Origin of the sequence: Arthrobacter sp. BB-1, assembly GCF_006151685.1 — a bacterium.
Classification (GTDB): Bacteria; Actinomycetota; Actinomycetes; order Actinomycetales; family Micrococcaceae; genus Arthrobacter.
The window spans coordinates 143,326-168,772 of record NZ_VDEV01000012.1 but is presented as its reverse complement, the minus strand read 5'-3'; the positions used below and the strand labels follow the sequence as shown (position 1 = coordinate 168,772).

The 25,447-nt window shown below is 67.1% G+C and carries 24 protein-coding genes; 11 read left to right on the top strand and 13 right to left on the bottom strand.

Features of this window, described 5'->3' with window-relative positions; all coding sequences use genetic code 11:
* Nucleotides 1-20: 20 nt before the first annotated feature.
* The 8 genes from FHJ30_RS06995 to FHJ30_RS06960 form a co-directional block, all read right to left on the bottom strand.
* Entirely contained in the window at nt 21-566 is a 546-nt protein-coding gene (locus tag FHJ30_RS06995; RefSeq protein WP_139028578.1) for a flavodoxin domain-containing protein, read from the bottom strand.
* Nucleotides 567-649: 83 nt separating this feature from the next.
* Nucleotides 650-835 carry a PspC domain-containing protein gene (locus FHJ30_RS06990; protein ID WP_139028577.1) on the bottom strand — a complete coding sequence of 62 codons (186 nt, stop codon included), beginning with the start codon at nt 833-835 and terminating at the stop codon, nt 650-652.
* A 72-nt stretch (nt 836-907) separates the two neighbouring features.
* Complete coding sequence (locus FHJ30_RS06985; RefSeq protein WP_139028576.1) at nt 908-1,279, bottom strand: hypothetical protein; 372 nt, start codon at nt 1,277-1,279, stop codon at nt 908-910.
* Between the two features lie 10 nt (nt 1,280-1,289).
* Entirely contained in the window at nt 1,290-2,894 is a 1,605-nt protein-coding gene (locus FHJ30_RS06980) for a radical SAM protein (protein WP_139028575.1), read from the bottom strand.
* 1 nt (nt 2,895) lies between these two features.
* Nucleotides 2,896-3,165: a hypothetical protein gene (locus FHJ30_RS06975; protein WP_240793623.1), complete on the bottom strand. Its 270-nt coding sequence runs from the start codon at nt 3,163-3,165 to the stop codon at nt 2,896-2,898.
* A 43-nt stretch (nt 3,166-3,208) separates the two neighbouring features.
* Nucleotides 3,209-3,505, bottom strand: a complete 297-nt coding sequence (locus FHJ30_RS06970; protein WP_139028573.1) for a hypothetical protein — start codon at nt 3,503-3,505, stop codon at nt 3,209-3,211.
* Complete coding sequence (locus FHJ30_RS06965) at nt 3,502-4,260, bottom strand: prolipoprotein diacylglyceryl transferase (RefSeq protein WP_139028572.1); 759 nt, start codon at nt 4,258-4,260, stop codon at nt 3,502-3,504. The genes FHJ30_RS06970 and FHJ30_RS06965 overlap by 4 nt, the downstream gene beginning before the upstream one ends.
* A gap of 49 nt (nt 4,261-4,309) precedes the next feature.
* Nucleotides 4,310-5,725 (bottom strand): NAD(P)H-quinone dehydrogenase, encoded by a 1,416-nt coding sequence (locus FHJ30_RS06960; RefSeq protein WP_139028571.1) that lies wholly within the window; start codon nt 5,723-5,725, stop codon nt 4,310-4,312.
* Nucleotides 5,726-5,830: 105 nt separating this feature from the next.
* Between FHJ30_RS06960 and FHJ30_RS06955 the strand changes: the two genes are divergently transcribed.
* Both FHJ30_RS06955 and FHJ30_RS06950 read left to right on the top strand, forming a co-directional pair.
* Nucleotides 5,831-6,649 carry a purine-nucleoside phosphorylase gene (locus FHJ30_RS06955; RefSeq protein WP_139028570.1) on the top strand — a complete coding sequence of 273 codons (819 nt, stop codon included), beginning with the start codon at nt 5,831-5,833 and terminating at the stop codon, nt 6,647-6,649.
* A gap of 83 nt (nt 6,650-6,732) precedes the next feature.
* Nucleotides 6,733-8,493, top strand: a complete 1,761-nt coding sequence (locus FHJ30_RS06950; protein ID WP_171058954.1) for a phospho-sugar mutase — start codon at nt 6,733-6,735, stop codon at nt 8,491-8,493.
* Nucleotides 8,494-8,499: 6 nt separating this feature from the next.
* On the opposite strand, the gene nirD is transcribed toward FHJ30_RS06950, so the two are convergent.
* A complete protein-coding gene (gene nirD / locus FHJ30_RS06945; protein WP_139028568.1) occupies nt 8,500-8,874 on the bottom strand; it encodes a nitrite reductase small subunit NirD in 375 nt (124 codons plus the stop codon).
* A 274-nt stretch (nt 8,875-9,148) separates the two neighbouring features.
* On the opposite strand from nirD, the gene nirB reads away from it, so the two are divergent.
* The 6 genes from nirB to FHJ30_RS06915 all read left to right on the top strand — a co-directional run bounded on the left by nirB (nt 9,149) and on the right by FHJ30_RS06915 (nt 16,269).
* The gene (gene nirB, locus FHJ30_RS06940; RefSeq protein ID WP_139028567.1) at nt 9,149-11,791 is read left to right on the top strand and encodes a nitrite reductase large subunit NirB; all 2,643 of its coding nucleotides are present in this window, start codon (nt 9,149-9,151) and stop codon (nt 11,789-11,791) included.
* A 2-nt stretch (nt 11,792-11,793) separates the two neighbouring features.
* Complete coding sequence (gene cobA, locus FHJ30_RS06935; protein ID WP_139028566.1) at nt 11,794-12,828, top strand: uroporphyrinogen-III C-methyltransferase; 1,035 nt, start codon at nt 11,794-11,796, stop codon at nt 12,826-12,828.
* 14 nt (nt 12,829-12,842) lie between these two features.
* Nucleotides 12,843-14,003 (top strand): uroporphyrinogen-III synthase, encoded by a 1,161-nt coding sequence (locus FHJ30_RS06930; protein WP_139028565.1) that lies wholly within the window; start codon nt 12,843-12,845, stop codon nt 14,001-14,003.
* 216 nt (nt 14,004-14,219) lie between these two features.
* Nucleotides 14,220-15,080 (top strand): FAD-dependent oxidoreductase, encoded by an 861-nt coding sequence (locus tag FHJ30_RS06925; RefSeq protein WP_139028564.1) that lies wholly within the window; start codon nt 14,220-14,222, stop codon nt 15,078-15,080.
* Nucleotides 15,081-15,214: 134 nt separating this feature from the next.
* Complete coding sequence (deoC, locus tag FHJ30_RS06920; protein ID WP_139028563.1) at nt 15,215-15,940, top strand: deoxyribose-phosphate aldolase; 726 nt, start codon at nt 15,215-15,217, stop codon at nt 15,938-15,940.
* Nucleotides 15,941-15,993: 53 nt separating this feature from the next.
* Nucleotides 15,994-16,269, top strand: coding sequence for a hypothetical protein (locus FHJ30_RS06915; RefSeq protein WP_139028562.1), 276 nt, complete (start codon nt 15,994-15,996; stop codon nt 16,267-16,269).
* Nucleotides 16,270-16,405: 136 nt separating this feature from the next.
* On the opposite strand, the gene FHJ30_RS06910 is transcribed toward FHJ30_RS06915, so the two are convergent.
* Nucleotides 16,406-17,218 carry a metal-dependent hydrolase gene (locus FHJ30_RS06910; RefSeq protein ID WP_139028561.1) on the bottom strand — a complete coding sequence of 271 codons (813 nt, stop codon included), beginning with the start codon at nt 17,216-17,218 and terminating at the stop codon, nt 16,406-16,408.
* A gap of 6 nt (nt 17,219-17,224) precedes the next feature.
* The gene (gene mfd, locus FHJ30_RS06905) at nt 17,225-20,929 is read right to left on the bottom strand and encodes a transcription-repair coupling factor (RefSeq protein WP_171058953.1); all 3,705 of its coding nucleotides are present in this window, start codon (nt 20,927-20,929) and stop codon (nt 17,225-17,227) included.
* A gap of 234 nt (nt 20,930-21,163) precedes the next feature.
* Here mfd and FHJ30_RS06900 point away from each other — a divergent pair, with 234 nt between their 5' ends.
* From FHJ30_RS06900 to FHJ30_RS06890, 3 genes are read left to right on the top strand one after another with little or no spacing between them, the layout of a single operon-like run.
* Nucleotides 21,164-22,672 (top strand): SDR family oxidoreductase, encoded by a 1,509-nt coding sequence (locus tag FHJ30_RS06900; RefSeq protein ID WP_139028560.1) that lies wholly within the window; start codon nt 21,164-21,166, stop codon nt 22,670-22,672.
* A 43-nt stretch (nt 22,673-22,715) separates the two neighbouring features.
* Nucleotides 22,716-23,213, top strand: a complete 498-nt coding sequence (locus FHJ30_RS06895; protein ID WP_139028559.1) for a DUF2505 domain-containing protein — start codon at nt 22,716-22,718, stop codon at nt 23,211-23,213.
* Nucleotides 23,214-23,216: 3 nt separating this feature from the next.
* Nucleotides 23,217-23,438 (top strand): SCO4848 family membrane protein, encoded by a 222-nt coding sequence (locus FHJ30_RS06890; protein ID WP_139028558.1) that lies wholly within the window; start codon nt 23,217-23,219, stop codon nt 23,436-23,438.
* Nucleotides 23,439-23,524: 86 nt separating this feature from the next.
* Here the strand turns inward: FHJ30_RS06890 and sufU are convergent, their stop codons facing one another.
* Together sufU and FHJ30_RS06880 are read right to left on the bottom strand one after the other, a co-directional pair.
* Nucleotides 23,525-23,974 carry a Fe-S cluster assembly sulfur transfer protein SufU gene (sufU, locus tag FHJ30_RS06885; protein ID WP_139028557.1) on the bottom strand — a complete coding sequence of 150 codons (450 nt, stop codon included), beginning with the start codon at nt 23,972-23,974 and terminating at the stop codon, nt 23,525-23,527.
* A 21-nt stretch (nt 23,975-23,995) separates the two neighbouring features.
* Nucleotides 23,996-25,321: a SufS family cysteine desulfurase gene (locus FHJ30_RS06880; protein ID WP_139028556.1), complete on the bottom strand. Its 1,326-nt coding sequence runs from the start codon at nt 25,319-25,321 to the stop codon at nt 23,996-23,998.
* Nucleotides 25,322-25,447 lie beyond the last annotated feature (126 nt).

Below are 25,447 nucleotides of genomic sequence, written 5' to 3'. Positions count from 1 at the left end.
GACTGAGGTTCCCCCAGCCGCTATGAGGGGTTTGCCGGGCTGGCCAGCCTGGCCAGGAAGTCCTCCGTGAAGTGCTTGACGCCGTCCCACTCGGTGTAGATGTAGTCGCGGGACGTGTCCAGGTCCGGGGAGCCCTGGTCCTTGACGATCTTCTTCATCAGCTGGCGCTTGAGGAAGTTGTAGTGGGTGTACAGCAGCGCCCCGCCGAACATGGCCACGTGCTTGGGATGCCAGCCGGTTTCCTCCTCGAACTGCGCCACTTGGCTTTCGGCGTTGGCTGCGTCCCCGTGGGCGGCCAGGCTGACCGAGACCAGGGCGGAGGGCACCTGCTCGAGTTCTGCGCGGTTTTCGCGGACGAAGTCGGCAACAAAGCCCTCGTGCTTGCCCATATGCACCGATGCCGCCACAATGATGCCGTCCTGCCCGTCCGGGAGGCTGCGCGCGTTGTGCTTGAGGTCCGCCGTTTCGGCTTCGTGCCCGTGGGCCCGGATGACGTCCGCGATGTACTCCGCGATCTGGGCTGTCTGCCCTTCAAGGCTGCCGTAGGGAATATAGATCTTAGCCATGCTCCACTGTGCGTGCAGGGCGCAGTGGAGCACTAGGGCACAACGTCCCCGTGCGGGGAAGGATAATGCCCCTACGGGCCCGCCTACACCGGTTCCTTGGGGATGATGATCCACAGCACGATGTAGGCCAGTTCGCCCACCCCCACCAGCCCAAAGATGACGAAGCCCAACCGGACCAGGAATTTCGGGAGTCCAAAGCGGGCTGCCAGGGCTGCGCAGACACCGCCAATAATCTTGCCGCGGCGTGGCCTCACGAGTGCTGTTGTCATGGCTGTTACCTAACCTTTCGTACTGCTTGATGTGTTGATACCGAAGATTTGATGCCACGTAGGTGCCCAGCGTCAACGGCCCAGGAACCCGGCCGCCACAGCATAAATGCCCCAGAGCCCGGCCCCGAGCAGGAGGCCCAGATAAACCAGCACCAGCCTGGTGTCTCGAAGGTAGCAGTTTGACCTCGTGAGGCCATTCCGGCGGGCCTTCCAGTAGCCGGCGAACCCGATCGCTGCGAACACCGTCAGCGCCGCCGGACCCGCCACCCAGCCGAGCAGGGCGATCGTGGCGAAGATGCACAGCCGCAGCGGATCAAACGGTGCCGTGGGCTGTCCGTCGGGGTCGGCGCCCCCGCGGGACGGGTGCCGGGCCTTACCGGCAGCCATGAGCTCCGACGGCAGTGCTCCCGCTGCAATGCGCTTGGCATCCGATGCAGAGCTCATCATTTCCTCCTTAAACCTGGCGGACAGGGAGAAGCTGGCGGCCCGTCGCCGTACTCATCCGCTGCCCCGCCAGGGCCGGCCATGCCTGGACCGCGCAGAAGGGAGCGCACTGGTGGTCACCGGCGTCGCTCTTGGTTCCCACGTGGACACAGCACTGGGTGAGCCGTTCTTCGATCATGGTGGACATATCCATAAACGGTTTCACCATGATCCTGGTTACCCGCTCCGCGAGGAGCCGGCGGAGCCGTTGCTGCTGGCCCGGAAGCTTGCCGGCGGCCAGCGTGGTCAGCGTCCCGATGCCAAGATCGCACTGGGTGCAGATGTTTTTCCAAAGGTCGGCAGTCCGCGGGTGCGACAGCGAGGACTGCTCGCTGAGCAGGTCGAGAAGCGAAGACCTCATGAGGCTGCGCAGTTCAAGAGGGACTGCGCTGTCCGCTATCCGGTTGGCAATGCTGTCGGGATGCAGCTCCAGCCATGCCAGCAGTTGGTCATGACCTATGAGGGCCGCGAGGGACCGCCATGTTCCTGAATCGTCCTTCAGCATGTATCCCACGGACGCGCAGTGCGGATGCGAGCACGGGAGCGCCGTCAGGTCGTGCCAGGAAACTACACCGTTGGTTTGCGCCTCCAGCCTCTGGAGGACGCCCGTGTGCGTGAGCCGGTCCGTGGGGTCGATGCCGTGGCCGCGTCCTGAACCAAAGACGGGCTGCAGCGCGACTCCTCCAACGAACGGCGTCTCCAAGGCGCGCATGACCACCGCACCGACCTCACCGTCGTTGACGCCGAGCGTTGCCGTCATGGTCAGGGTGGTGAAGACCCCGGCTTCGGAGAGGCGTGCGATCGCTGCGTCTTTGAAGCGCGTCAGGTCACCGCCCCGGTGGTGGATCGAGGCTTCCTTGGACGGGCCGTCGTACTGGAGGTACACCTCCACGCGGTCCCGGTGCCTGGCCAGCAGCGAGAGCAGCCCATCATCGGTGGCGATCAGCATGCCGTTGCTGTTCACCATGATCCGGACAATCGGCCGCGCTACCAGCTCGTCCAGCAGTTCAGCGAGCTGGGGGTAGAGCGTCGGTTCCCCGCCGGACAGCATCAGCACGTCCAGGCGCCCATTCTCACGGGAAAGCCGGGTGTCGACGTTCGCCAGCACCTGGTCCAGCGGTGCGACCCCCTGCAGCTGCGGGCCGGATGCCGTGAAGCAGGTGGGGCAGCGCAGGTTGCAGTGCTCGATGATGTCCTGGAGGAGGATGCACGTGTGCTGCGTCTGCATTGCCGGAAGGCCGTAGGCATACGCCTCCGGCACCTGGCGGTAGTTGCCGGCCTGGTCCGGGATGTGTTGCTTGGTGGGCGCCTGCCACTTCTCGAGGTAGCGCAGGATTTCCGGCGACTCGTCGTACAACGTGCTGACGAGTCCGTGCTCGGGGCAGCCGCGTTCCAGCCATACCCGGTCATCGCGGATCAGCAGCGCGCCGGAGAGGCGCCGCACCTGGGCGAGCGGGGGGTTCGCCTCGTGGCAATGCGGACAAAATGCGGTGACGTACCGGTGGATCCGGTCGCCGCGCAGGGGCTGGCCCGGTCCGGGAAGTGTGCGTGGCGGCCGTGCCCGTGAAGTATCCATTTCAGCCCAATCCTGCCAGCGACCCGACACAGAGTCCGCCGCCGAGCAACGTAAAAATTCCGAGGCCGATCAGCAGGCCGGCACCGAACCGGGAGGTCTGGCGCCTTATTGCGAGCAGGATCGCTATGAGTAGATAAAGTCCGACCGGCACAAAGGCAGCTGCTCCACCGAGGAAGCTGGAGGGCCACATTGTGGGTCCGCCGTAGGGAAGGGTGGCGCTCAGGTAAAGGGCATAGAGGGCAAAGACTCCGAGCGAGATTCCGGTGCCCATTGATCCGCCACGTGGTTGCCGCGGGAGTTCTCCCCGGCCCATCTCAGGCCCTCATCCGCGCCAGGCTGCCCACGCAGATCCCGCCGCCGAGCAGGGTGAAGATCCCCAGGCCAATGAGCAGCCCCGCCCCCAGCCGCGACGTGCGAGGCCGGACCGCCAGCAGGACGGCAACCGCCACGTACAGTGTGATCGGTACGAATGCTGCAGGCCCGGCGAGGAAGGTCTTGTAGCCCTGGTCCGGAGCGATCCCACTTGTTGTCCCGAAATAGAGGGCATAAAGGGCCGGCGTCCCCAACAGGATCCCGAGCGCCATGGAGCCCCGCCTTGGTTCCTCGCTCATGCGGCTGTCCCTTCCAACGTCGGGCGCAATGGTTTCCCGAATACCCGCAGCGTCCGCCAGAACAGCAGGGGGAGGACCGCCAGGAGGAACAACTGGGGGCGGCTCATCCCCAGCCAGAGCACCTCGTTGCCGCGGACGAATTCGACACCGAACCGGAACAGGGCATAGGAGGCCACAAAGCAGATGAAAAGGTCGCCAGGACGTGGCAGGCTGTCCCGGTAACGCCACATTGCCGCAAACGCCACAAGGTGGAAGGCAATCTCGTAGGCAAAGGACGGATGGAGTCCCACTCCGGCCTGCCCGCCGACCACTCCGGCCTGCGCCGGGGTGAGGATTATCCCCCAGGCTCCCCCGGTCGGAGTGCCCGGCAGTTCGGTAAGGAGGCAGCCGACGCGGCCGATGACCAGCGACAAGGCCACCGCAGGCGCCAGCAGGTCACCGGTTTTCCCCCGGTACCCGGTCAGCCGTTTGCCGAGGAGGACGCCAAGCCAGGCGCCCACAAGGCCGGCAAGGATACTGCGGTCACCGTTGCCCCACCAATCCGCAAGGGAAACCTGCCGCGACAAATCCCACGTGAGCACCCTGGAACCAATGGCCCCGAAAGCTACGGCGAAACCGGCAATAGGCCACAGCCGGGGATCGGACAGGCCGCGGCGGCGCTTCTCATAGGCGTAGAACAGCAGGGCTGCGAGGATTCCCAGCCCGACGAAGCCGGCATGTACCAGCCCGTTTCCCGCGAAGGGAAGCCCGATCATGTGCAGAGTGTAGCAACGGGGCGCACCCCTCCAGGGGGACTTTCGGCCCTTACATGTGGACGTGCAGGCGCCGCGCCGCTTCTGAGATCGATCCACTCAGGGAAGGGTAGACAGTAAACGTGCTGGCGACGTCGTCAACGTGCAGCTTCTGCTTCACCGCGATGGAGATAGGGAAGATCAGTTCGGACGCGTTCGGGCCCACCACCACACCGCCGATGACGGTGCCCGAGCCCTTGCGGGCGAAGATCTTGACGAAGCCGTCCCGGTGGTTGCGCATCTTGGCGCGGGCGTTGCTGCGCAGCGAGAGCTTGATGACGTCGCCCTGGTACTTGCCGGAGTCGATCTCGGCCTCGGAAACCCCTACGTTGGCAATTTCGGGCGAGGTGAAGATGTTGGAGGCCACCTGGTGCAGCTTAAGCGGGGTGACGGTGTCGCCCATGAAGTGCGCCACCGCAATGCGCCCCTGCATCGCGGCTACGGAGGCAAGCGGGAGCACGCCGGTGCAGTCGCCTGCAGCGTAGATGTTGGGGGCGGAGGTGCGCGAAACGCCGTCGACCTTGATATGGCCGCTCTCACTGAGCGCCACTCCGGCCTCCTCAAGGCCGATCCCGGCCGTGTTGGGGATGGAGCCCAGGCACAGCAGGCAGTGGCTGCCGGTGACCGTGGACCCGTCGCTGAGGGTGACCAGCACGCCGTCGTCCGTCCGTTCGACGCTCTCGGCGCGGGATCGGGACAGGACGCGGACGCCGCGGCGCTCGAACACTTCCTCCAGCACCACTGCCGCATCCACGTCGGACCCGGGAAGCACGCGGTCACGGCTGGAAATCAGGGTCACCTTGGACCCCAGCCCGTTGTAGGCAGAAGCAAACTCAGCCCCGGTGACGCCCGAACCCACCACAATCAGTTCCTCGGGGAGTTCGTCGAGGTCGTAGATCTGCGTCCAGTTGAGGATCCGCTCGCCGTCCGGCCGGGCGGTGGCAAGCTCGCGCGGGTGGGCACCCACGGCCAGCAGGATGGTGTCCGCTTCGACTGTTTCCGTGCCCTCCGCCGTGAGGACCTCGATGGTGTGGTCGTCCACCAACTTGCCTGACCCTGCAAGGATCCGCACACCCTGGTGCTCCAGGCCGTCATGGATGTCCTTCGACTGGCTGCGCGCCAGGTTCAGCAGCCGGTCGTTGATGTGCTTGAGGTCCGCGCGCATTACCGGGACAAAGTCGCCGCCGTCGACGTCGAACTTCACTCCCAGCTCGCCCGCCTCGCCGACGCGGGTCATGAGGTCGGCGGTGGCGATCAGCGTCTTTGACGGGACGACGTCGGTCAGCACGGCCGATCCGCCCAGCCCGGCCCGCTCGATGATGGTGACCTGCGCCCCGAGCGAGGCGGCAACCATGGCGGCTTCGTATCCGCCGGGACCACCTCCCAGGATTGCGATCCGGGGCGAACTGAAATCTGGATGCGTAGTCACAATCAACCATTGTCCTGCAACTCCCCCGCACCGCCAAAGAAAACGGTCTCTCGGCAATCCGCGCGAAGGTGGGCGGCACCACGGGCGGCAGGATAGCTTGTACCAGTGAGTACAACTGACTTCCTGAACACTGATCCCTTCGCGGCCGCCCACGCTGCCGCCGACTACATCGCCGAGGAAACCGGCGTGGACAGCCACGACGTCGCCCTGGTGCTCGGCTCCGGCTGGGCCGAAGCAGCGGACCTGATCGGCGAGACCACCGCCACGCTGTCCGCGGAGGAGGTTCCCGGCTTCCACGCTCCTGCGGTGGAAGGCCACGTGGGCACCATCCGCTCGGTGCTGACTACGGGCGGCAAGAGGGCCCTGGTCCTGGGCGCCAGGACGCACTACTACGAGGGCAAGGGCGTACGCGCGGTGGTGCACGGCATCCGCGCAGCAGCGGCGGCTGGCTGCAAGACCCTGGTGCTCACCAACGGCTGCGGCGGGCTGCAGGAAAACTGGACCCCCGGAACCCCGGTGCTCATCAAAGATCACATCAACCTCACCGCCGCCTCGCCGCTGGAGGGCGCCACATTTGTGGACCTGACAGATCTTTATTCGGCCCGGATCCGCGGCCTGGCCCGTGAAGTGGACGCCACCCTGGAGGAAGGCGTCTACGCCCAGTTCCCCGGCCCGCACTACGAGACTCCTGCCGAGGTGCAGTATGCCAAGCGCATCGGCGCGGACCTGGTGGGCATGTCCACGGCGCTGGAGGCCATCGCCGGGCGGCACGCCGGGATGGAGGTGTTCGGAATCTCACTGGTCACCAACCTTGCAGCCGGGATCAGCCCCCAGCCCCTGAGCCACCAGGAAGTCATCGAGTCCGGACAGGCGGCAGGGCCCCGGATTTCCAAGCTGCTCGCCGAAATCATCGCCCGGCTCTAAGGCGGGGCACCGCTTCGGTGAATTTTCCGCTTTCCGCGGGAGGCGGCACAGCTTCGGCGCCCAATGACGATAGGTTTATGCCCATGACGTCTTCCGATGCCGATTTCCGCCTGCTCAATGAAGCCCGCGAATGGGCTGCCCAAGACCCGGATCCCGTCACGTCGGCTTCCCTCCTGGAACTCGTCCAACTCGTTGACAACGGCGTCCCCGCCGCACGCCAGGAACTGGCGGACAGCTTCCGCGGCACGCTGCAGTTCGGAACGGCGGGACTCCGCGCCGCCCTGGGTCCGGGCCCCAACCGGATGAACCGGGTGGTGGTGCGCCGCGCTGCTGCCGGCCTGGCGGACTTCCTGCTCTCGGCGGTGGGCGACGCCTCGCCGGGAACGCGGCCGCGCGCCGTCGTCGGCTATGACGCCCGCTACAACTCGGACATCTTCGCGGAAGAAACGGCCGCTGTCTTCACGGCCGCCGGGATCGAGACCTTCCTGATGCCGGCGGCGCTGCCCACGCCCCTGCTGGCCTACGCCGTCCGGGCGCTGGAGTGCGACGGCGGGGTCATGGTGACAGCCAGCCACAACCCTCCGCAGGACAACGGCTACAAGGTGTACCTGGGCCGCCACGCCGTCACGGACAGCGGCAACGGCGCCCAGATCGTGGCCCCCTATGATGCTGAGATCGCGGCCCGGATCAACGCCGTGGGCCCGCTGGAATCCATCACCCTGGCCCCCTCCGGCTGGACCGTCCTGGACGGCTCCCTTGCGTCGGACTACGAACGGGACACCGCCGCGCTTGCCCTGCCGGAACACTTCCCTGCCCGCGACCTGCGCATCGTCCTGACCCCCCTGCACGGCGTGGGCGGCGGGACTGCACTGGCCGTGCTGAACGCGGCAGGTTTCACGGACATCACGCTGGTGGCGGAACAAGCCGAGCCGGACCCGGACTTCCCCACGGTCAGCTTCCCGAACCCGGAAGAGCCCGGGGCGCTGGACCTGGCACTGGAAGCCGCTGAGCGGCAGGCCGCGGACATCGTGATCGCCAATGATCCCGACGCCGACAGGGCCGCCGTTGCGGCAAAGGACCCGGACACCGGCGCGTGGCGGATGCTCCGCGGGGACGAAGTGGGTGCGCTGCTTGGCGCGCACATCGCCGCGCGGCTTGCCGCACGCGGGAGCACGGACGACGGCGGCACTGACGAGGGCGCCAAGGGAGTGTTCGCGAATTCGATTGTGTCCTCAAGGCTGCTGGCCCGCATCGCCGCTGCCGCCGGATACGCCCACCAGGAGACCCTGACCGGGTTCAAGTGGATTTCCCGGGTACCGGGACTGGTGTACGGCTACGAGGAGGCGCTGGGCTACTGCGTGGCGCCGGACCTGGTGCGGGACAAGGACGGCATTTCCGCTGCCCTCCTGATTGCGGAACTCGCCGCGGCGGCCAAAGCTGACGGTAAATCCGTCTTTGACACCTTGGACGAGCTCTACCTGCAGCACGGCCTGCACGCCAGCGACCAGCTCAGCATCAGGGTTGCAGACCTCGGGCTCCTGGACGCCATGATGAACCGGCTGAGGGTTTCCCCGCCGGAGACGTTCGGGTCGTCCGCAGTCGAGGTTTACGCAGATCTTGCCGAGGGCAGCGACGGGCTTCCGCCTACTGACGGCCTGCTGTACGTCACCCGCAACCTCACCAGGGTGATTATCCGGCCCAGCGGCACCGAGCCCAAGCTCAAGTGCTACCTCGAGGTAATCCACCACGTGGGCTCCGCGGCCGAACTGCCGGCTGCCCGGCAGGCGGCGCGGGCGGCGCTGGACGAGGTGCTCCGCGACGTCAGCGAAGCCCTGGGGCTCTAGCCCCTGCTACAGCTCGATCTCGATGACGCCGCCTGCAGTGCGGGTCCGGAACGTGGCAAGGCTCAGGTCCGGGCTGCTGAAGCATTCCCCGGTTTCGAGGTCGTAGACCTCTTTGTGGAGCGGCGAAGCGATGGTGGGACGGGCACCCCGTGATCCCAGGATTCCGCGTGCCATGACATGCGCACCGGTTGCAGGGTCCTCATGGGCCACGGCGAAAACCTCATTGGCGCCGGTGCGGAAGAGGGCCACCTGGCGTCCAGCGACCAGGGCGGCTTCACCCCAGGCAAGCTCCAGGTCGTCCACCCGGCAGACTGTGTGCCAGCCGGATACGGCCTCGTCCAGGCCGGCTTCAAATGCCCCAAGTTCCAGTGTTGCCGTCATGTCCGGTTCCTCTCCCTCTGCGTGTAATCCTTCTCAGCAGCCACCTCTGCGGCCGTGTTCCACGCTAGGCTCCGGGTGTTTCAGCGGCATGCGCTGAATGTGTCCAGCGCGTAAAAGACACCTAACCCGGCCGGAAATGCGTTCGTGATGCAGAAGTTAAGTTGGCGAAACAATTGGGAAACTGAAGCGAAACTGCGTCTCCCTAGTCTGGATGGACAGCTCGTCAGAGAAGGCTGCAGGAAAACTGCCTGCGGCCCATGCGAAAGGCCCATCAGTGACCGAACAGACTTCAAGCACAGAGACTCCGCGCCGCATCGTCGTCGCCGGCGGCGGCCCCGCGGCCCACCGTTTTGCGGACGCAATGCATGCCCGTGGCCTCAATGGCTGGCATGTCACGGTCCTCACTGAGGAAGCCCACCTCCCCTACGACCGCGTTGCCCTGTCCAAGGCCCTGACAGATAAGGACGTCGACCTGACGCTGGGGACGGCGTCCATGTGGGAGCATCCCTCCCTGGAGCTCAAGACCGGCGAGCGCGTCGTCAAGATCAACGCCGAAGCCAAGAGCGTGGAAACTGCGGCCGGCCACGTCTTCGAATATGACGAACTGGTGGTGGCCACCGGTTCCAATGCCGCCCGCCTTCCCATCCCCGGCGCGGACAAGACGCACGTCTACCGCACCCTCGAAGACGTGTGGGCCATCAACGAGGCCATTGCCGGGCTGAAGGAGAAGCTGGGCCGCAAGGTCAACGCCGTCACCATCGGCGGCGGGCTCCTGGGCCTCGAGTCCGCCGCCGGCACCGAGCAGCTGGGCGCCAACCCGATCGTCATCGACGGTTCGCAGTGGCTGATGGCCACCCAGCTGGACGAGGGCGCCGGCCAGGCCATGGGGAGGCTCATCAAGGCCAAGGGCTTCGAGGTGCACGGCGGTGTGTTCCCGTCCGAGGTTCTCTCGGACGACGACGGCCAGGTCACCGGCGTCCTCATGGCAGACGGCCGCATCATCGACGCGGACATGGTCATTGTGGCCATCGGCGTCCGGCCCCGTGACGAACTCTTCCGCGCCGCCGAGGGCGAGGAACAGGTGTTCAGCCTGGGTCCCCGCGGCGGCGTGGTCATCAACGACTACTGCGAAACCGAAGTGCCGGGCATCTGGGCCATCGGTGAAGTGGCCAACTACGGCGGAATGTGCCTGGGCCTGGTGGCCCCTGCCAACACCATGGCGGAGATCGTGGCCGACCGCCTCCACGGCGGGGACGCCACCTTCCCCGGTTTCGACACCGCCACCAAGCTGAAGCTCTCGGGCGTGGACGTTGCCAGCTTTGGGGACGCCTTCGCCAAGACCGAGCACGCCCTTGAGATCGTCTACGCGGACCCGGCCCGCGGCGTGTACCAGAAGATCGTCACCACCGACGACGCCAAGACCCTCCTGGGCGGCATCTTCGTCGGCGACGCCTCACCGTACATGAGCCTGCGCCCCCTGCTGGGCCGCGAACTTCCCGCCGAGCCCGGCGCTTTCCTCAGTGCCGCCGGCGGCGGTGAGGCCCCCGAGACCGAACTGCCCGACGACGCCACCCTCTGCTCCTGCAACAACGTCACCGCCGGAACCATCCGGGATACGATCAACGGCTGCGGCGCCTGTGAAGGCAACGCGCCGGTCCAGGAACTGGGCGAGCTGAAGGGGTGCACCCGCGCCGGGACCCAGTGCGGTTCCTGCGTGCCGATGCTGAAGAAGCTGCTTGAAACCGAACTCACCAAGTCCGGCGTCGAGGTCTCCAAGGCCCTCTGCGAGCACATCGAACTGTCCCGCCAGGAACTGTTCGACGCCATCCGCGTCCTGGAACTGACCTCCTTCGAGGAGATCATGGCCAAGTACGGCACCGGCGCAGGCTGCGACATCTGCAAGCCCACCATCGCCAACATCCTGGCCAGCCAGAACAGCGCCTACGTCCTGGACGCCGGCCGCGGCACCCTGCAGGACACTAACGACCGCGCCCTGGCCAACATGCAGAAGGACGGCACCTACTCGGTGGTCCCCCGCATCGCCGGCGGCGAAATCACCCCCAAGAAGCTCGGCGTCATCGCGGCCGTGGCCGAGAAGTACAACCTGTACACCAAAATCACCGGTGGCCAGCGGATCGACATGTTCGGCGCCCGCCTGGAGCAGCTCCCCGAAATCTGGAAGGAACTGGTGGACGCCGGCTTCGAATCCGGCCAGGCCTACGGCAAGAGCCTGCGCACCGTGAAGTCCTGCGTCGGATCCACCTGGTGCCGGTTCGGCGTCCAGGATTCGGTGGCCATGGCCATCCAGCTGGAACTGCGCTACCGCGGCCTCCGCAGCCCGCACAAGCTCAAGATGGGCGTCTCCGGCTGCGCCCGTGAATGCGCCGAGGCCCGCGGCAAGGACGTCGGCGTCATCGCCACCGCCGACGGCTGGAACCTGTACGTCGGCGGCAACGGCGGCGCCACCCCGGCCCACGCCCAGCTGCTGGCCAAGGACCTGGACGACGAAACACTGATCAAGTACATCGACCGCTACTTCATGTACTACATTCGCACCGCGGACCGCCTCCAGCGCACCGCGCGCTGGCAGGAAGAGCTCGACGGCGGCATCAAGCACGTCGAGGACGTGGTGGTCAAGGACACCCTGGGCATCGCCGCGGACCTCGAAGCTGCCATGGCCAAGCACGTGGACACCTACATCGACGAATGGGCAGACACCCTCAAGGACCCCGAGCGACTGCGCCGGTTCCGCTCCTTCGTCAACGCGCCCGACCAGAAGGACGACTCCATCACCTTCGTCCCGGACGAGCGCGGCCAGATGCGCCCCGCCACGCCCGAAGAAAAAGGCAAAGTCCTGATCGGCGCTTCCATTCCAGTCCGGCCGGGCACGCCGGAACCCATCAGGAACGAGGTATAGGCATGCAGCTCAGCATTGATCTCACCGGACGGGAAGTACTGGTTACCGGCTCCGACCACGCCGCCCGGCAGGCCGTACGCCGTTACGAAGCCGCGGGCGCCGTCGTCTACCGCCTCAGCACCCCCCAGGGGGCAGGACATGATGGCCCGCTGCCCGAACGCCCCTTCCTGGTGGCAGCGGTCGACGACGGACAGCCCGGCTGGGAGTCCCTGCTGGACCGGTGCCGCACCACCGGCATCCCGGTGGCGGCTGAGCCAGCCGCCGGCCCTGCCGGCCATGTCACCCTGGTGGGCGGCGGACCCGGAACCACCGAGCTGCTCACCGTCGCTGCCATCAAAGCACTGCGCGATGCCGACGTCGTCTTCTATGACCGGCTGGCCCCGTACCAGGAGCTGCCGTCCATGACCTCGGCAGAGCTTGTGGACGTCGGCAAGAAGCCCGGCCACCACAAAGTAAGCCAAGGGGACATTGAGAAGCTCATGGTGGAAAGTGCCCTCGCCGGCAACAACGTGGTCCGCCTCAAGGGCGGGGACCCCTACGTGTTCGGCCGCGGGGGCGAGGAAGTTGCCGCCTGCGTTGCCGCCGGCGTCAAGGTCCGCGTCATCTCGGGCGTCACCAGCGCCATCTCCGTCCCGGCCGCTGCCGGGATCCCGGTGACCCACCGCGAAGTCAGCCACATGTTCACCGTGGTTTCCGGCCACGCCCCGCTGACCGAAAAGGAGCACAAGCACCTGGCCGGACTGGGCGGGACCATCGTGGTGCTGATGGGCATCGGAACCCTCCACCAGCTGGCCGCTGGACTGCGCAGGGCGGGAATGCGCGCTGACATGCCCATGGCCGTCGTCGAACGCGGCTACCGCCCCGGCCAGCGCACCACCATCGCCGATCTTGGCACCATCACCGCGGCAGCCGCCGGGTGCAGCAACCCCGCCGTGCTTGTCATCGGCGAGGTGGTTCGGGTGGCTGAGGCCAACCGCGGGCATGCCGAGGCCGCCGCCGACCTGGACAGGCTGGCGGCCTCGCTGCTCGGTTCATGAAAGGATTGACCCCCATGACTGCACTTGCACCGGCCGAAACACCGCAGGTCGAACAAAGGGCTGAAGAAGCACCGGACACCGCCGAATCGCCCCTGGAGGGCTTCCGTATCGGCGTAACCTCGGACCGCCGCTCCAGCGACCTCATCGAGGCCCTGGAGCGCCGTGGCGCCGAAGTACTGCACGCCCCCGCGCTGAAGATCGCCCCCGTGCAGGAGGACATGCGGCTCATCGAGGACACCAAGGCCATCATCGCCGCCAGGCCTGACCTCTGCATTGCCACCACCGCCTACGGCATGCGCCGGTGGTGCGAGGCAGCGGATTCCTTCGGGATCGGCGAGCAGCTGCTGGACACCCTGGGCGCCTGCCGGATGTTCGTGCGTGGGCCCAAAGCCCGCGGCGCCGTGCGCGCGGCCGGCCTTGCCGACGTCGGAATCAGCAGCGACGAAACCACCGCAACACTGGTGGACATGCTGCTGGCCGAGGGCGTCCGGGGCAAGACCGTGGCTGTGCAGCTGCACGGCTACACCGACGTGCGGCAGCTGGAGCGCCTGCGGATGTCCGGCGCCACCGTCCTGACAGTCACGCCCTACCGCTGGGTCAAGCCCGACGGCGAGGACCGGCTTCCCCGGCTCATTGAAGCTGCGTGCAGCGGAAACCTTGATGTCCTCACCTTCACCAGCGCGCCCGCCGTTGATGCCCTGTGGAGCACTGCCCACGAGATGGGCGTGTACAAGCAACTGATCGACAGCCTGAAGACGAATGTCACCACTGCCGTGGTGGGCCCGGTCACGGCGCAGCCGCTGCTGGATGCCGGCGTGACCCCGCTGATCCCGGAACGCTTCCGGATGGGCGCCCTGATCCGGCTGGTGTGCGAGCACCTCGCCCTGAACCATGTCCGGCGGCTGGACACCAGGTCCGGCAGCATCGAACTGCGCGGCCGCAGCCTCCGCATCGACGGCCAGGTGGTGGAACTGGCGCCCGCTCCGCTGCTGCTCCTGCGCGCCCTGCTCGGTGCGGGCGGCGCGGTCCTGTCCCGCGAATCGCTGTCCGACCTGCTGGAACTGCGCGGGTCCGTCCATGCACTGGACATGACCGTGAGCCGGCTCCGCTCGTCCCTGCCGGACGGGCGGCTCGTGGAGACCGTGGTGAAGCGCGGGTACCGGATCCGCGTCTAGTTGTACTGCTCCAGCTGCGCGGCGGCGGGCAAATGTGTCCGCCGCGCGCGCGGATGAGAGGCAGGTCACTGGTTCTGTTACCGGCCGGTAAACACTGGCGAACACGGCCCTGATAAACAGCAACTGCGGGGAAACACCCCGGAAAAGGCGCGGGCCTACGCTGGGTTCCACCACGAAGTTCCGGCCGCTTCCGGCCGCCAGCGAAAGGGCCAGCACATGTCCGCTCCGGCACCCTCCACCTCCACCGCCCCCGCCACCCGCATCGTCATTGCCGGGGCCGGCCCAGCTGCCCAGGCACTGGTCAGCCAGCTTGACCGCGCCCGTTTCACCGGCACCATCACGGTCCTGAGCAACCGGGACGACACGCCGGCCGAACTGCTGGAGCTGGCCATGCTGCCCCAGGTTTCCGTCCGGTTCGGGCAGCCAGCCAGCCACATCGACGCCGCGAACCGTACAGTAGCCACGGCGGACGGCCTGGAATTTGCGTACGACCAGCTGGTCATCGCCACCGGCTCGGCACCGGTGGCCAGCCCCGTCCAGGGCGCAGGCCAGTGCCTGAGCTACTCCACCATCGACGACGCGGCCCGCGTCGGCGAGGCCGTCAGCCAGGTGGCCAGGGAGCTGGGCCGGCGTCCGCTGGGAATCCTGGTGGGCACCGGTGCCGCGGCTGGCCAGGCGGAGGCCGTTCTCCGGGCCCGCGGCGTGCGCCCCATCCGCACGACGGCCCGCCCAGCCTCCGTGATCCCTGCCCCTTCAACGACGGGCTTTGCCGCCTCCGGTGTGGTTTTCGAGGACGGCAGCAGCATGTACGGCGACCTGGTGGTCCTGGCCGAGGAACGCGAATCCCGGGACGACCTCGCGGCCAGTGCGGGCTTGGAGACAGCGGCCACCGGCGGGATCGTCATCAGCCAGGACTTCCGGACCTCCGTACCGGGCATCTGGGCCATCGGCGATGCCGCAGCGTTCGACGGCGTCCGGCTGGGCCTGCTGGTAGCCGCAGCTTCTGCTGCGGGCGCCTGCGCCACCCAGCTGCTGACGGCGGCCTCCGCTCCTGTTACGCTTCCAGCCGCGGCCTGACTGCCCGCCAGGCTGCCGGGGCTGCGCGTCCTGGTGACCTGCGCCGGCGGCTCCGTGCGGCTGTGGCAAGATGGTTCCGAAACGAGTCGAGGGCGTTACAACGCCCGGCCCACAGGCCCTTGGAGAGGACCATCATGAGCAACGAAGCCACCCCTTCCGTTCAGGCAGCAGCCACCGGCGCCGCAGGTTCAGGCAGCATAGCGTCCTTCATCGACCACACGCTGCTGAAGCCGGAGGCAAGCGAGGCTGACGTCCTCAAGGTCTGCGCGGAAGCCGCGGAATACGGCTTCAAGTCCGTCTGCGTCAACCCCATCTGGGTCAAAACGGTGAAGAAGGCCCTCAAGGGATCCGGCGTCCTGACCTGCTCAGTGGTGGGGTTCCCGCTGGGTGCCACCCCCACCGACGTCAAGACCTTCGAAGCCCGGGGCGCAGTGTTGGACGGTGCGGACGAAGTGGACATGGTCATCAGCATCGCCGCCGCCCGGGCCGGGGACAAAGGGGCGCTTGTCGAGGACATCGCCTCAGTGGCGGAGGCGGTCCACGCCAGCGGGGCCATCCTGAAGGTCATCATCGAGACCGCGTTGCTCACCGACAGCCAGAAGGTCATCGCCTGCGAGGCAGCAGTGGAGGCAGGCGCAGACTTCGTGAAGACCTCAACGGGGTTCAATGGCGGTGGCGCGACGGTGGAGGACATCGCCCTGATGCGCAAGACTGTGGGCCCTGGTTTGGGCGTCAAGGCCTCCGGCGGAGTGCGGTCCCTTGCAGACGCGCAGGCTATGATTGCAGCAGGTGCAACACGTATTGGTGCCAGCTCCGGAATTGCCATTGTCAAGGGTGAACAGGGTTCATCCGCGTACTGAGGGAAACCGGACGCGGCACACAGATTGAGCCCCGCGGGGCCGAGGAGGAATTAATGTCCAGCAAGATTACGGCGTCCAACGACGGCACGGATTCCGGCCGCGGAGCACAGCAGGGCACGCTGCAGACTCCCCAGAATGAGAACAAGCTCGGGACCAGCATCCTCCTGTTCGTGGTCTGCATCGCCCTGTTCTTTGGTGCCGTGTACTCGCTTTCCTTCCTCACGCTGGACAACCCCTGGCCGATGGCTGTCTGCATCGTGCTGTTCGCCCTGGCCTTCTGGATTCCGCAGACCGTCCTGGGACGCTCCGACTCCGCCGGCGAGCACTAGCCCACCCCAACCAGGTAGCGCTAAGTGTCGTTTTGACGCTCCAAAACGACACTTGCCGCTACCTACTTGGGCACCACGGAACCCCTGGACACCGTCCGGGGGTTCCGTCGTTTCTCCGGCCCGGGTACCGCCCGGGCTACAGCCAGAGCCGGGCCCAGGCCAGCGCGGCGTCTGCCGCGCGGCCCCAGTGGCTGTGCGCTATGGACCAGCCGGCCACGCACATTCCCACCATGGCGTAGGCGCTCACCGGGATCAGGACCAGCCATTCGCGTTTTGACCCCGCCCGGCCCAGCAACGGGAGGGACAATGCACCGTTGGGCCGCCAGACCTGGCGCAGCAGCGGGATCCGCCGCAGGGGTTTGGGCGGCCTGACCACCAGCGGCCACAGCAGCGGCACGCCGCCCGTGGTGATCAAGTCCCCCACGATGTGGACCACCACGCCGGTCAGCATCGAAATCGGGAGCCAGGTCCACTGGTCCGGGGCGAACCAGGTGACCAGGCCGGCCATGGTCAGCGCAAAGATCCAGTTGCTGATGAAGCCCGCCTTCGGAAAGAGCTTCAGGGCCTTGGCCGCGATGTTGATCATGAACATGCACAGCAGCCCGGCCCCCACGGACAGCAGCCCCCAGTCCGTCTGCACCTGGAATTGCCCCGCCAGCGTGGCCAGCAGGACAAAGAAAGCTGCCCCGAGGACGGAATGCGTGCCCTGGCGATGCCCGCCGCTGGCATTCTCAATCCCGACGGCGATCACGTTGGACAGCGGCGGCAGGGAATTCGCCACGGTGCTGTGCCGGTGGTCCCAGTCGCACACCAAGGCGGTTCCCGCCGTCGCCATCCCGCCGATCAGGATGCCCGTGGCGTCCAGCGGGTACCAGCCAAGCGTGTATGGCCCGGTCGAGGCAATAGCCACCCACGCCGCGGCTCCCGACGCGGCGTGGTGTCCTCCCATCAAGTGCTAGCTCCCGGCGGGCGAAACAGAAACCGGCTGGTCCGAGAAGATGTTCCGGATCACCCCGTTGGCCCACTCCAGGATCTCCGCGTCCTGCAGGTCCCGGCCGCCGATCCTTGCGGTCTTCGGCTTGGGGATCAGCACGGCGTCGAGGGCAGGCTTGGACTGGGATCCCGGGTACAGCCGGTTCAGGCGCATCACCTTGGATTCGGGAAGGGTGGCCGGCGAGAACTTGATGAAGTTGCCCTGCAGGGCGACATCGGACAGCCCCGCTTCGCGGGCACCCACCCGGAAGCGGGCCACGGACACCAGGTTCTGGGCCGGCAGCGGCGGCTCGCCGTACCTGTCCACCAGTTCCGCCAACACCTCGTCGATGGCCTCGTTCGTCAGCGCGGACGCGAGTTTCCGGTAGGCCTCCAGGCGGAGCCGCTCCCCTGGCACGTAGTCGTGCGGAAGGTGCGCGTTGACGGGCAGTTCGATCTTCATCTCCGCGGCCTTCTCCTCCGCCTCACCGCGGAAGTCAGCCACGGCCTCGCCCACCAGGCGGATGTAGAGGTCGAAGCCGACGCCCTGGATGTGGCCGGACTGCTCACCGCCCAGCAGGTTGCCTGCTCCGCGGATTTCCAGGTCCTTCATGGCCAGCTGCATTCCGGCACCGAGCTCGTTGTGCGTGGCCACGGCCTTCAGCCGTTCCAGCGCCACCTCGCCCAAGGGCTTCTCCGAGGGGTACAGGAAGTAGGCGTACGCGCGCTCACGCCCGCGGCCCACGCGCCCGCGGAGCTGGTGCAGCTGGGACAGGCCGTACTTATCCGCGCCGTCCACGATCAACGTGTTGGCGTTGGAAATATCCAGGCCGGTTTCGATGATGGTGGTGCACACCAGCACGTCAAAGCGCTTCTCCCAGAAGTCCACGATGATCTGTTCCAGGCGGCTCTCGGACATCTTGCCGTGTGCCACCTCCACGCGGGCCTCGGGCACCAGTTCGCGGATTTTCGCAGCGGTGCGCTCGATGGTGGACACCCGGTTGTGCACAAAGAAGACCTGGCCTTCGCGCATCAGCTCGCGGCGGATGGCGGCGGAGGTCTGCTTGTCCGTGTAGGGGCCAACATAGGTCAGGACCGGGTGCCGCTCCTCCGGCGGGGTGGCCAGGGTGGACGTCTCCCGGATTCCTGTCAGGGACATCTCCAGGGTTCGAGGGATGGGGGTTGCGCTCATGGCCAGCACGTCCACATTGGTGCGCATTTTCTTCAGCGCCTCCTTGTGCTCCACACCGAAGCGCTGCTCCTCGTCCACGATCACCAGGCCCAGGTCCTTGAACTCGAAGTCCTTCGACAGCAGCCTGTGCGTGCCGATCACCACGTCCACGGTGCCGTTCTTGACGCCCTCCGCCGTCTCCTTGGCTTCCTTGGACGCCTGGAAACGGGAGAGCGGCTTCACGCGCAGGGGGAAACCGGAGAACCGTTCAGTGAACGTCTCATAGTGCTGCTGGGCCAGCAGCGTGGTGGGCACGAGCACGGCCACCTGCTTGCCGTCCTGCACGGCCTTGAACGCGGCGCGCACGGCGATCTCGGTTTTGCCGTAGCCCACGTCGCCGGAGACCAGCCGGTCCATGGGGATTTCCCGCTCCATGTCCGCCTTGACCTCGTTGATGGTGGTGAGCTGGTCCGGAGTCTCCACGTACGGAAAGGCTTCCTCGAGCTCGCGCTGCCAGGGGGTGTCCGGCGCGAAGGCATGGCCGCGCGACGCCATCCGCGCCGAGTAGAGGCGGATCAACTCACCAGCGATCTCCTTGACGGCCTTGCGTGCTTTGGACTTGGTGCTGGCCCAGTCCGCGCCGCCCATCTTGCTCAGCACCGGGGTGTCGCCGCCCACATAGCGCGTCACCTGGTCCAACTGGTCCGTGGGAACGAACAGCCGGTCCCCGGGCGCGCCGCGCTTTGACGGTGCATACTCCAGAACCAGGTATTCCCGGACACCATCACCACCGCCAGCCACCTTGCGCTGGATCAGCTCCACGAACTTGCCGATGCCGTGCTGCTCATGGACCACGTGGTCACCGGCCACGAGCTGCAGCGGGTCCACCGCGTTGCGGCGCTTCGAGGGCATCCGCCGCATGTCCTTGGTGGACCCCGCAGAGGTCCTGCCCAGGAGATCGGCTTCAGTGAGCAGCCCAAGTTTGAGGCCGTCCAGGACAAAACCGCGTCCGACGGCGGCAGTGGTCACCTCGATGATGCCCGCCTGGGGTTCGTGGTCCAGGCTGTCCACGCGGGCGCACGGGATATCGTTTTCGTGGAACAGCTCCGCCAGGCGCTGGGCAGGTCCGGGTCCTTCGGTGGCGACGACGATCCGCCACTGGTCGCGGACGTGCGAGCCGATGAAGTCCATCATTTCCGCCACATCGCCCTGGTAGCCCCTGGGTTCGCGTGCGTGCAGGTTGAGGACATCGATGTCCGGCAGCAGTTCCTCGTCCTGTGCCAGGGATGTGATGGACCACCAGGAGACGCCATGGCCAAGGGAGGAGCTGCGGGTTTCCGTGAGGGAGCGGAAACTGGCGGAATGGAGCGCAGCGCTGGCCTGCGACGTGAGGTCCAGCGGCGCGGTCCCGCCGTCGGACGCTGTGGACCAGGCGGCCTCCAGGAATTCCTCGTTCGTGGCAGCGAGGTCATGGGCGCGGGTGCGGACCTTCTCCGGCTCGATGACCACCGAAATGGAGCCGGCGGGCAGCTGCTCCACCAACGGGACCATGGAGTCCACCAGCACCGGCGCCAGGGATTCCATGCCCTCCACGGCAATGCCGCCCGCAATCTTTTCCAGCATGTCGGCAGCGGCCGGAAGCTGTGCCTTCAGCGTGGCGGCGCGGGACATGACGGACGGGGTGATGAGGATTTCCCGGCACGGCGGCGCATGCAGTTCGGTGGGGTGGTGCAGCCCTGGCGAGGACAGCGAGCGCTGGTCTGCCACCGCGAACCAGCGCATCTGGTCTACCTCGTCACCGAAGAACTCCACCCTGATGGGGTGGTCCTCGGTGGGCGGGAAAACATCGATGATTCCGCCGCGGACGGCGAACTCGCCGCGGTGCGTCACCATGTCCACGCGGGCGTAGGCGGCGTCCGCCAGGCTTCGGACCACCTCAGTGAAGGGTTTCTCCTGGCCCACTTTCAGCGTGACCGGGACCAGCTCGCCCAGGCCGGCCACCAAGGGCTGGACCACGGCGCGGACCGGCGCAACCACTACGCGCAGCGGTCCCGCCGTCGAACTTTCCGGATGCGCCAGGCGGCGCAGCACGGAGAGGCGGCGGCCCACGGTGTCCGAGCGCGGCGAAAGGCGTTCGTGCGGGAGGGTTTCCCAGCTGGGGAATTCGGCGACGCAGTCGGCAGGAAGGTACGCCCGAAGCGCCGCTGTCAGGTCCTCGGCCTCGCGGCCGGTTGCGGTGACGGCCAACACCACACCCGGCCTGCCGTCGTCGTGCCCTTCGCCTGCGGCGGCAGCCAGGCCGTCCGCCATCTCGGCAAGCAGAAGCGGGCGGAGCCCGGCGGGTGCACTGATCTGGTAGTCCTGGCCCCGGACCTCGAACCCGCGTGCCGCCTCGGCGCGGACGCGGGCGAAGGTCTGGTCCGCGGCGAGGGCGCGGCGCAGTCCGTCCAGCGACGGGGCGGTTTTGGATGCGCTAGCGCCGGATGTGCCGGCGGCGGACGGGCCGGGAAGGCTCATGGCAGAAAGCTCCTGTGGTGTGCAACGAAAGGCAGGCAACGCGAAAACCCGAAATTCTCTTCGAATCCCGGGTAAACCCAGCCTACCGCGCAGGAGCGACAATACGAGCCGCCCCAGGGCTAGGCTGGCAGGGCGGGACCTCCGGCCAACGGGCAAGAAGACAACCCGCCCGGAAGAACGGGCCGTCCAAACGGCGAGCCACTCCGAATGGCCTATGGACAAAAAGGAGTCAGCATGACCGAAACCGGCAACACCAAGCGAACATCCAGAACCGTCCTGGTCACCGGTGCTACCGGCTACATCGGCGGCCGGCTGGTGCCCAAGCTCCTGGAGGCCGGCCATGCGGTCAAGGTCCTGGTGCGCTCACCGGACAAGATCGCCGGTGTGCCCTGGCGGGACCGGGTGGACGTTGTGGAAAGCAGCCTCGACGACGGCGGCGCCCTCCGCCAGGCGCTGGCCGGTGTCGACGTCCTGTACTACTTGGTGCACTCGATGGCGGCCGGGGCGGGGTTCGAGGCGAAAGAACAGGCGATGGCACGCACCGCAGCGGACGCCGCGGCTTCGGCAGGAGTCGCCAGGATCGTCTACGTCGGCGGGCTCCACCCGGCGGGCGTGGAGCTGTCCACCCACATGCGCTCAAGGGAGGCCGTGGGACAGGTGTTCCTGGACAGTCCGGTGGACGCCGTCGTATTCCAGGCCGGCGTGGTCATCGGCTCCGGTTCGGCGTCCTTCGAGATGATCCGCCACCTCGCCGAAACACTCCCCCTGATGCCGGCGCCCAGCTGGGTGCGGAACCGGATCGAGGCTATCGCCGTGCGCGATGTCCTGTACTACCTGGTCTCCGCGGCTTCCCTGGCCGGCCCGCTCAACCGCACGTTCGACGTGGGCTGCCGCCAGGTCCTCACCTACGCCGGGATGATGCAGGAGTACGCGGCCGAGGCAGGCCTGCCCTACCGCCCGGTGCTGGCGCTGCCCATTCCCGCGCCCAAGCTCGCCGGCATGTGGGTTGCCCTCACCACGCCAATCCCGTTGTCCATGGCCATGCCGCTGGTCCAGTCCCTGCAGCACGACGCCGTGTCCGACGAACACGACATCGACCAGTACATCCCGCAGCCCGACGGCGGCCTGACCGGCTATCGCACCGCCGTCGCCCTTGCGCTCGGCAAGGAACGCGACGGGCAGGTGGAAACCACCTGGGCCAATGCCGGCGCCGCATCCGATCCCCTGCCCAGCGACCCCGAGTGGGCCGGCCACAAGGTGTACATCGACGAGCGGACGTTCCACGGCGATGTGGACCCCGCGAAGGTGTGGACGGTCATCGAGGGCATCGGCGGCCGGAACGGCTGGTATTCCCTGCCCCTGGCATGGCAGGTACGAGGCTGGCTGGACAAGCTGACAGGGGGCGCCGGGCTGCTGCGCGGCAGGCGGCATCCCCACACCCTTGCGGCCGGGGAGGTGGTGGACTGGTGGCGTGTTGAACGGATCGACCGCGGCAGGCTGCTGCGGCTCCGCGCGGAAATGCGTGCGCCGGGCAGGGCCTGGCTGGAGCTCTCCGTGGAGCCCGACGGGAACGGCAGCCGCTACCGGCAGCGGGCCATCTTCTTTCCCAAAGGACTGAGCGGCAGGCTGTACTGGCTGGCGGTCCTCCCGTTCCACAGCCTGATCTTTCCCGCCATGGCCAGGAACATCACCAGCGCGGCACAGGAGATCGCGGATGCGGAGCGCGCGGCAAGGACCCCGTAGGATGTTTGGAGCCTAATCCGACCCCCATGTCCCAGGAGGACCCATGGCCTTGAGTGCAAACACCACCCTTCCCCACTCCGTCGACAGCGTCGCAGCCGTGCTGGTGAACGAGGACTTCCAGCGCCACGTCAGCCAGTTGGTGGGCGGTTCGCTGGAGTCATTCACCGTGGACGGAGATGTTGCCGGAGCCTTCAGCGCCACGTCCGTGCGGACCCTTCCCACCACCCGCCTCCCCGAGATCGCCCGGAAGTTCGTGGGTGAGTCCCTGAAGGTGACGCAGGTGGAAAACTGGGACGCCCCCGCAGCGGACGGGTCCCGCCAGAGCAACATCTCCTTGAAGATCGCCGGCGCACCGGTGGACGTCACCGCTGTGCAGCGGCTGGTAGCGGCCGACGGCGGGACGCGCGTAGAGCTCGAAGGTGCGGTTTCGTCTTCTGTGCCGTTCCTCGGCGGAAAGATTGCCGACGCCGCCGAGCCGATGGTGGCCAAGGCCCTTAACCTGCAGGCCCAGCAGGCCCAGGCCTGGCTGGAAAGCCACTAGTCCATGGAACTGCCCGTCTTCGCCTCACTGGTCCTGGTCATTGCGGGGGTGTGGTCCCTTGTGGTCTGGCCGCAGTTCCTGCGCCGGGTCATGAAGGATCCGCGTGCCAGGGACTCCGCCGGCAAGGCGACGAAGTTCCTCACGGTCCACGTGGTCCTGGTGGGCGTCTCCATGGTGCTGGGCGCGGCCACCGCCGTGATCGGCATCATGGCGCTGGCCGGCTAGGGAACTGCAAAAGGAAGGCCCCCGTCCCGCCGGGACGGGGGCCTTCCTCTTTTTCGCCCGGGCACCCGCGCGATGGCAGGCCTGGTTCAGGCGGCCTGATTGAGCGCGTCCTCCGCCGCAACCCAGGAAATCATTGCGCATTTGACCCGCGCCGCGTAGCGGGCCACGCCCTCAAACGCGGCGGCATCCCCCAGCAGCTCCGGATCCGCCGGGACCTTTCCCCGGGAGCGCAAAACCTCACGGAAGCTGTCAATCACTTCGTGCAACTCCGCCACGGTCATTCCCTCAGCCATTTCGCTGAGCACGGAGGCGGATGCCATGGAGATGGAGCATCCTGCCCCGTCCCACGAAACCTGGGCCACTCTTCCGTCAGCCACGGCGAGCCTCACGGTGACCTCGTCGCCGCACACCGGGTTGAGCTGGTGCGACTGGCCGGTGGAAGCGCCTTCGGGGGCCGCTGTTCCGGCAAGTCCGCTGCCGTGACGGGCCTTCGAATGGTCCAGGATGATCTGCTGGTACAGCTGGTCAAGGCTCATGGGTGTCCTTCGGTTTCCCCGCTAAGCGCGGAAATAAGCCCGCACGCCGGCTACGGCATCCAGGAATTGGTCGACGTCGTCCGTCGTGTTGTAGAGGTAGGCGCTGGCCCTGGTGGTGGCGGTAAGGCCCAGCCTGCGGTGCAGGGGCTGCGCGCAGTGGTGGCCAACGCGGACGGCGATTCCCCGCGAGTCCAGGAACTGGCCCACGTCATGGGCATGGACCCCTTCGACGTCGAAGGCAGCCAGTCCGATGCGTTCCTGGCCCGCGGCGGGGCCCAGGACCCGGATTCCGGGAAGGGACTCCAGCCCGGTGACCATGCGCTGGCCGAGCCCGGCTTCCCACTGGTGGATCCGGTCCAGCCCGGTTTCCGTCAGGTAGTTGGCTGCAGCCGCCAGCGCCACGGCCTGGGAGATCCGCTGCGTTCCGGCTTCGAAGCGCTGTGGTGCCGGCAGGTACTCGGCCCGTTCCATCGTCACGGTGGTGATCATGGAGCCGCCCGTCAGGAAGGGCGGCAGGACATCCAGCAGATCCTGCTTGCCGTACAGCACCCCGATCCCGGTGGGGGCGAGCATCTTGTGGCCGGAGAACACGGCAAAGTCGACGTCCAGGGCCTTGACGTCCAGGGCCAGGTGCGGGGCGGACTGGCAGGCGTCCAGGACCACCAGGGCGCCGGCCCGCCTGGCAAGGGCCACGAGGTCGGCGACCGGGTTGATGGTGCCCAGGACATTCGACGCGTGGGTGAACGCCAGCACCCGGGTCCGGGCGCCGATGATCTCCGCGGCCGCATCCATGCGGAGGTGGCCGGCGTCGTCGATGGGGATGTACCGCAGGGTGGCGCCGGTACGGAAGGCCAGTTCCTGCCACGGGATCAGGTTGGCGTGGTGCTCCATCTCGGTGACCACGATTTCATCGCCCGGGTTCAGGGCCAGCTCCTTGAGCCTGGCGTCGCCCCTGCCCTGGGCGGCCCATAACCCGGCGTTGGACAAGGCGTAGCTGAGCAGGTTGAGGCCCTCGGTGGCGTTTGACGTCCAGACAGTCTCCGCGTAGTCAGCGCCGATAAAGTCCGCGATGGTCTGCCGGGCATCCTCGAAGGCCTCGGTGGCCTCGACGGCAAGGTGGTGCGCACCCCGGTGCACGGCCGCGTTGCGCTGTTCGTAGAATTCCTGTTCCGCTTCGATGACGCTCAGGGGGTTCTGCGACGTGGCGCCGGAGTCGAGGTAAACGAGCGGCTTGCCGTTGACCAGCTGGTGCAGGACCGGAAAGTCATTGCGGATGCGGAGAACCTCTGCATCGTCCATGGCCGGCAAGGCGCGTTCCAGTGTGGCTGGCGTTGATACTACGGCCAAAACTAACTCCTTGAGATGCCAATGGATGACACTCAATTGTCCCACAGCACGGCTGTGGCGGCCGCCCGGGAAGGGCAGCCGCCACAGCCGCTCCGGGCTTCAGCCCGCGGAATGGAGGGCCGGCGA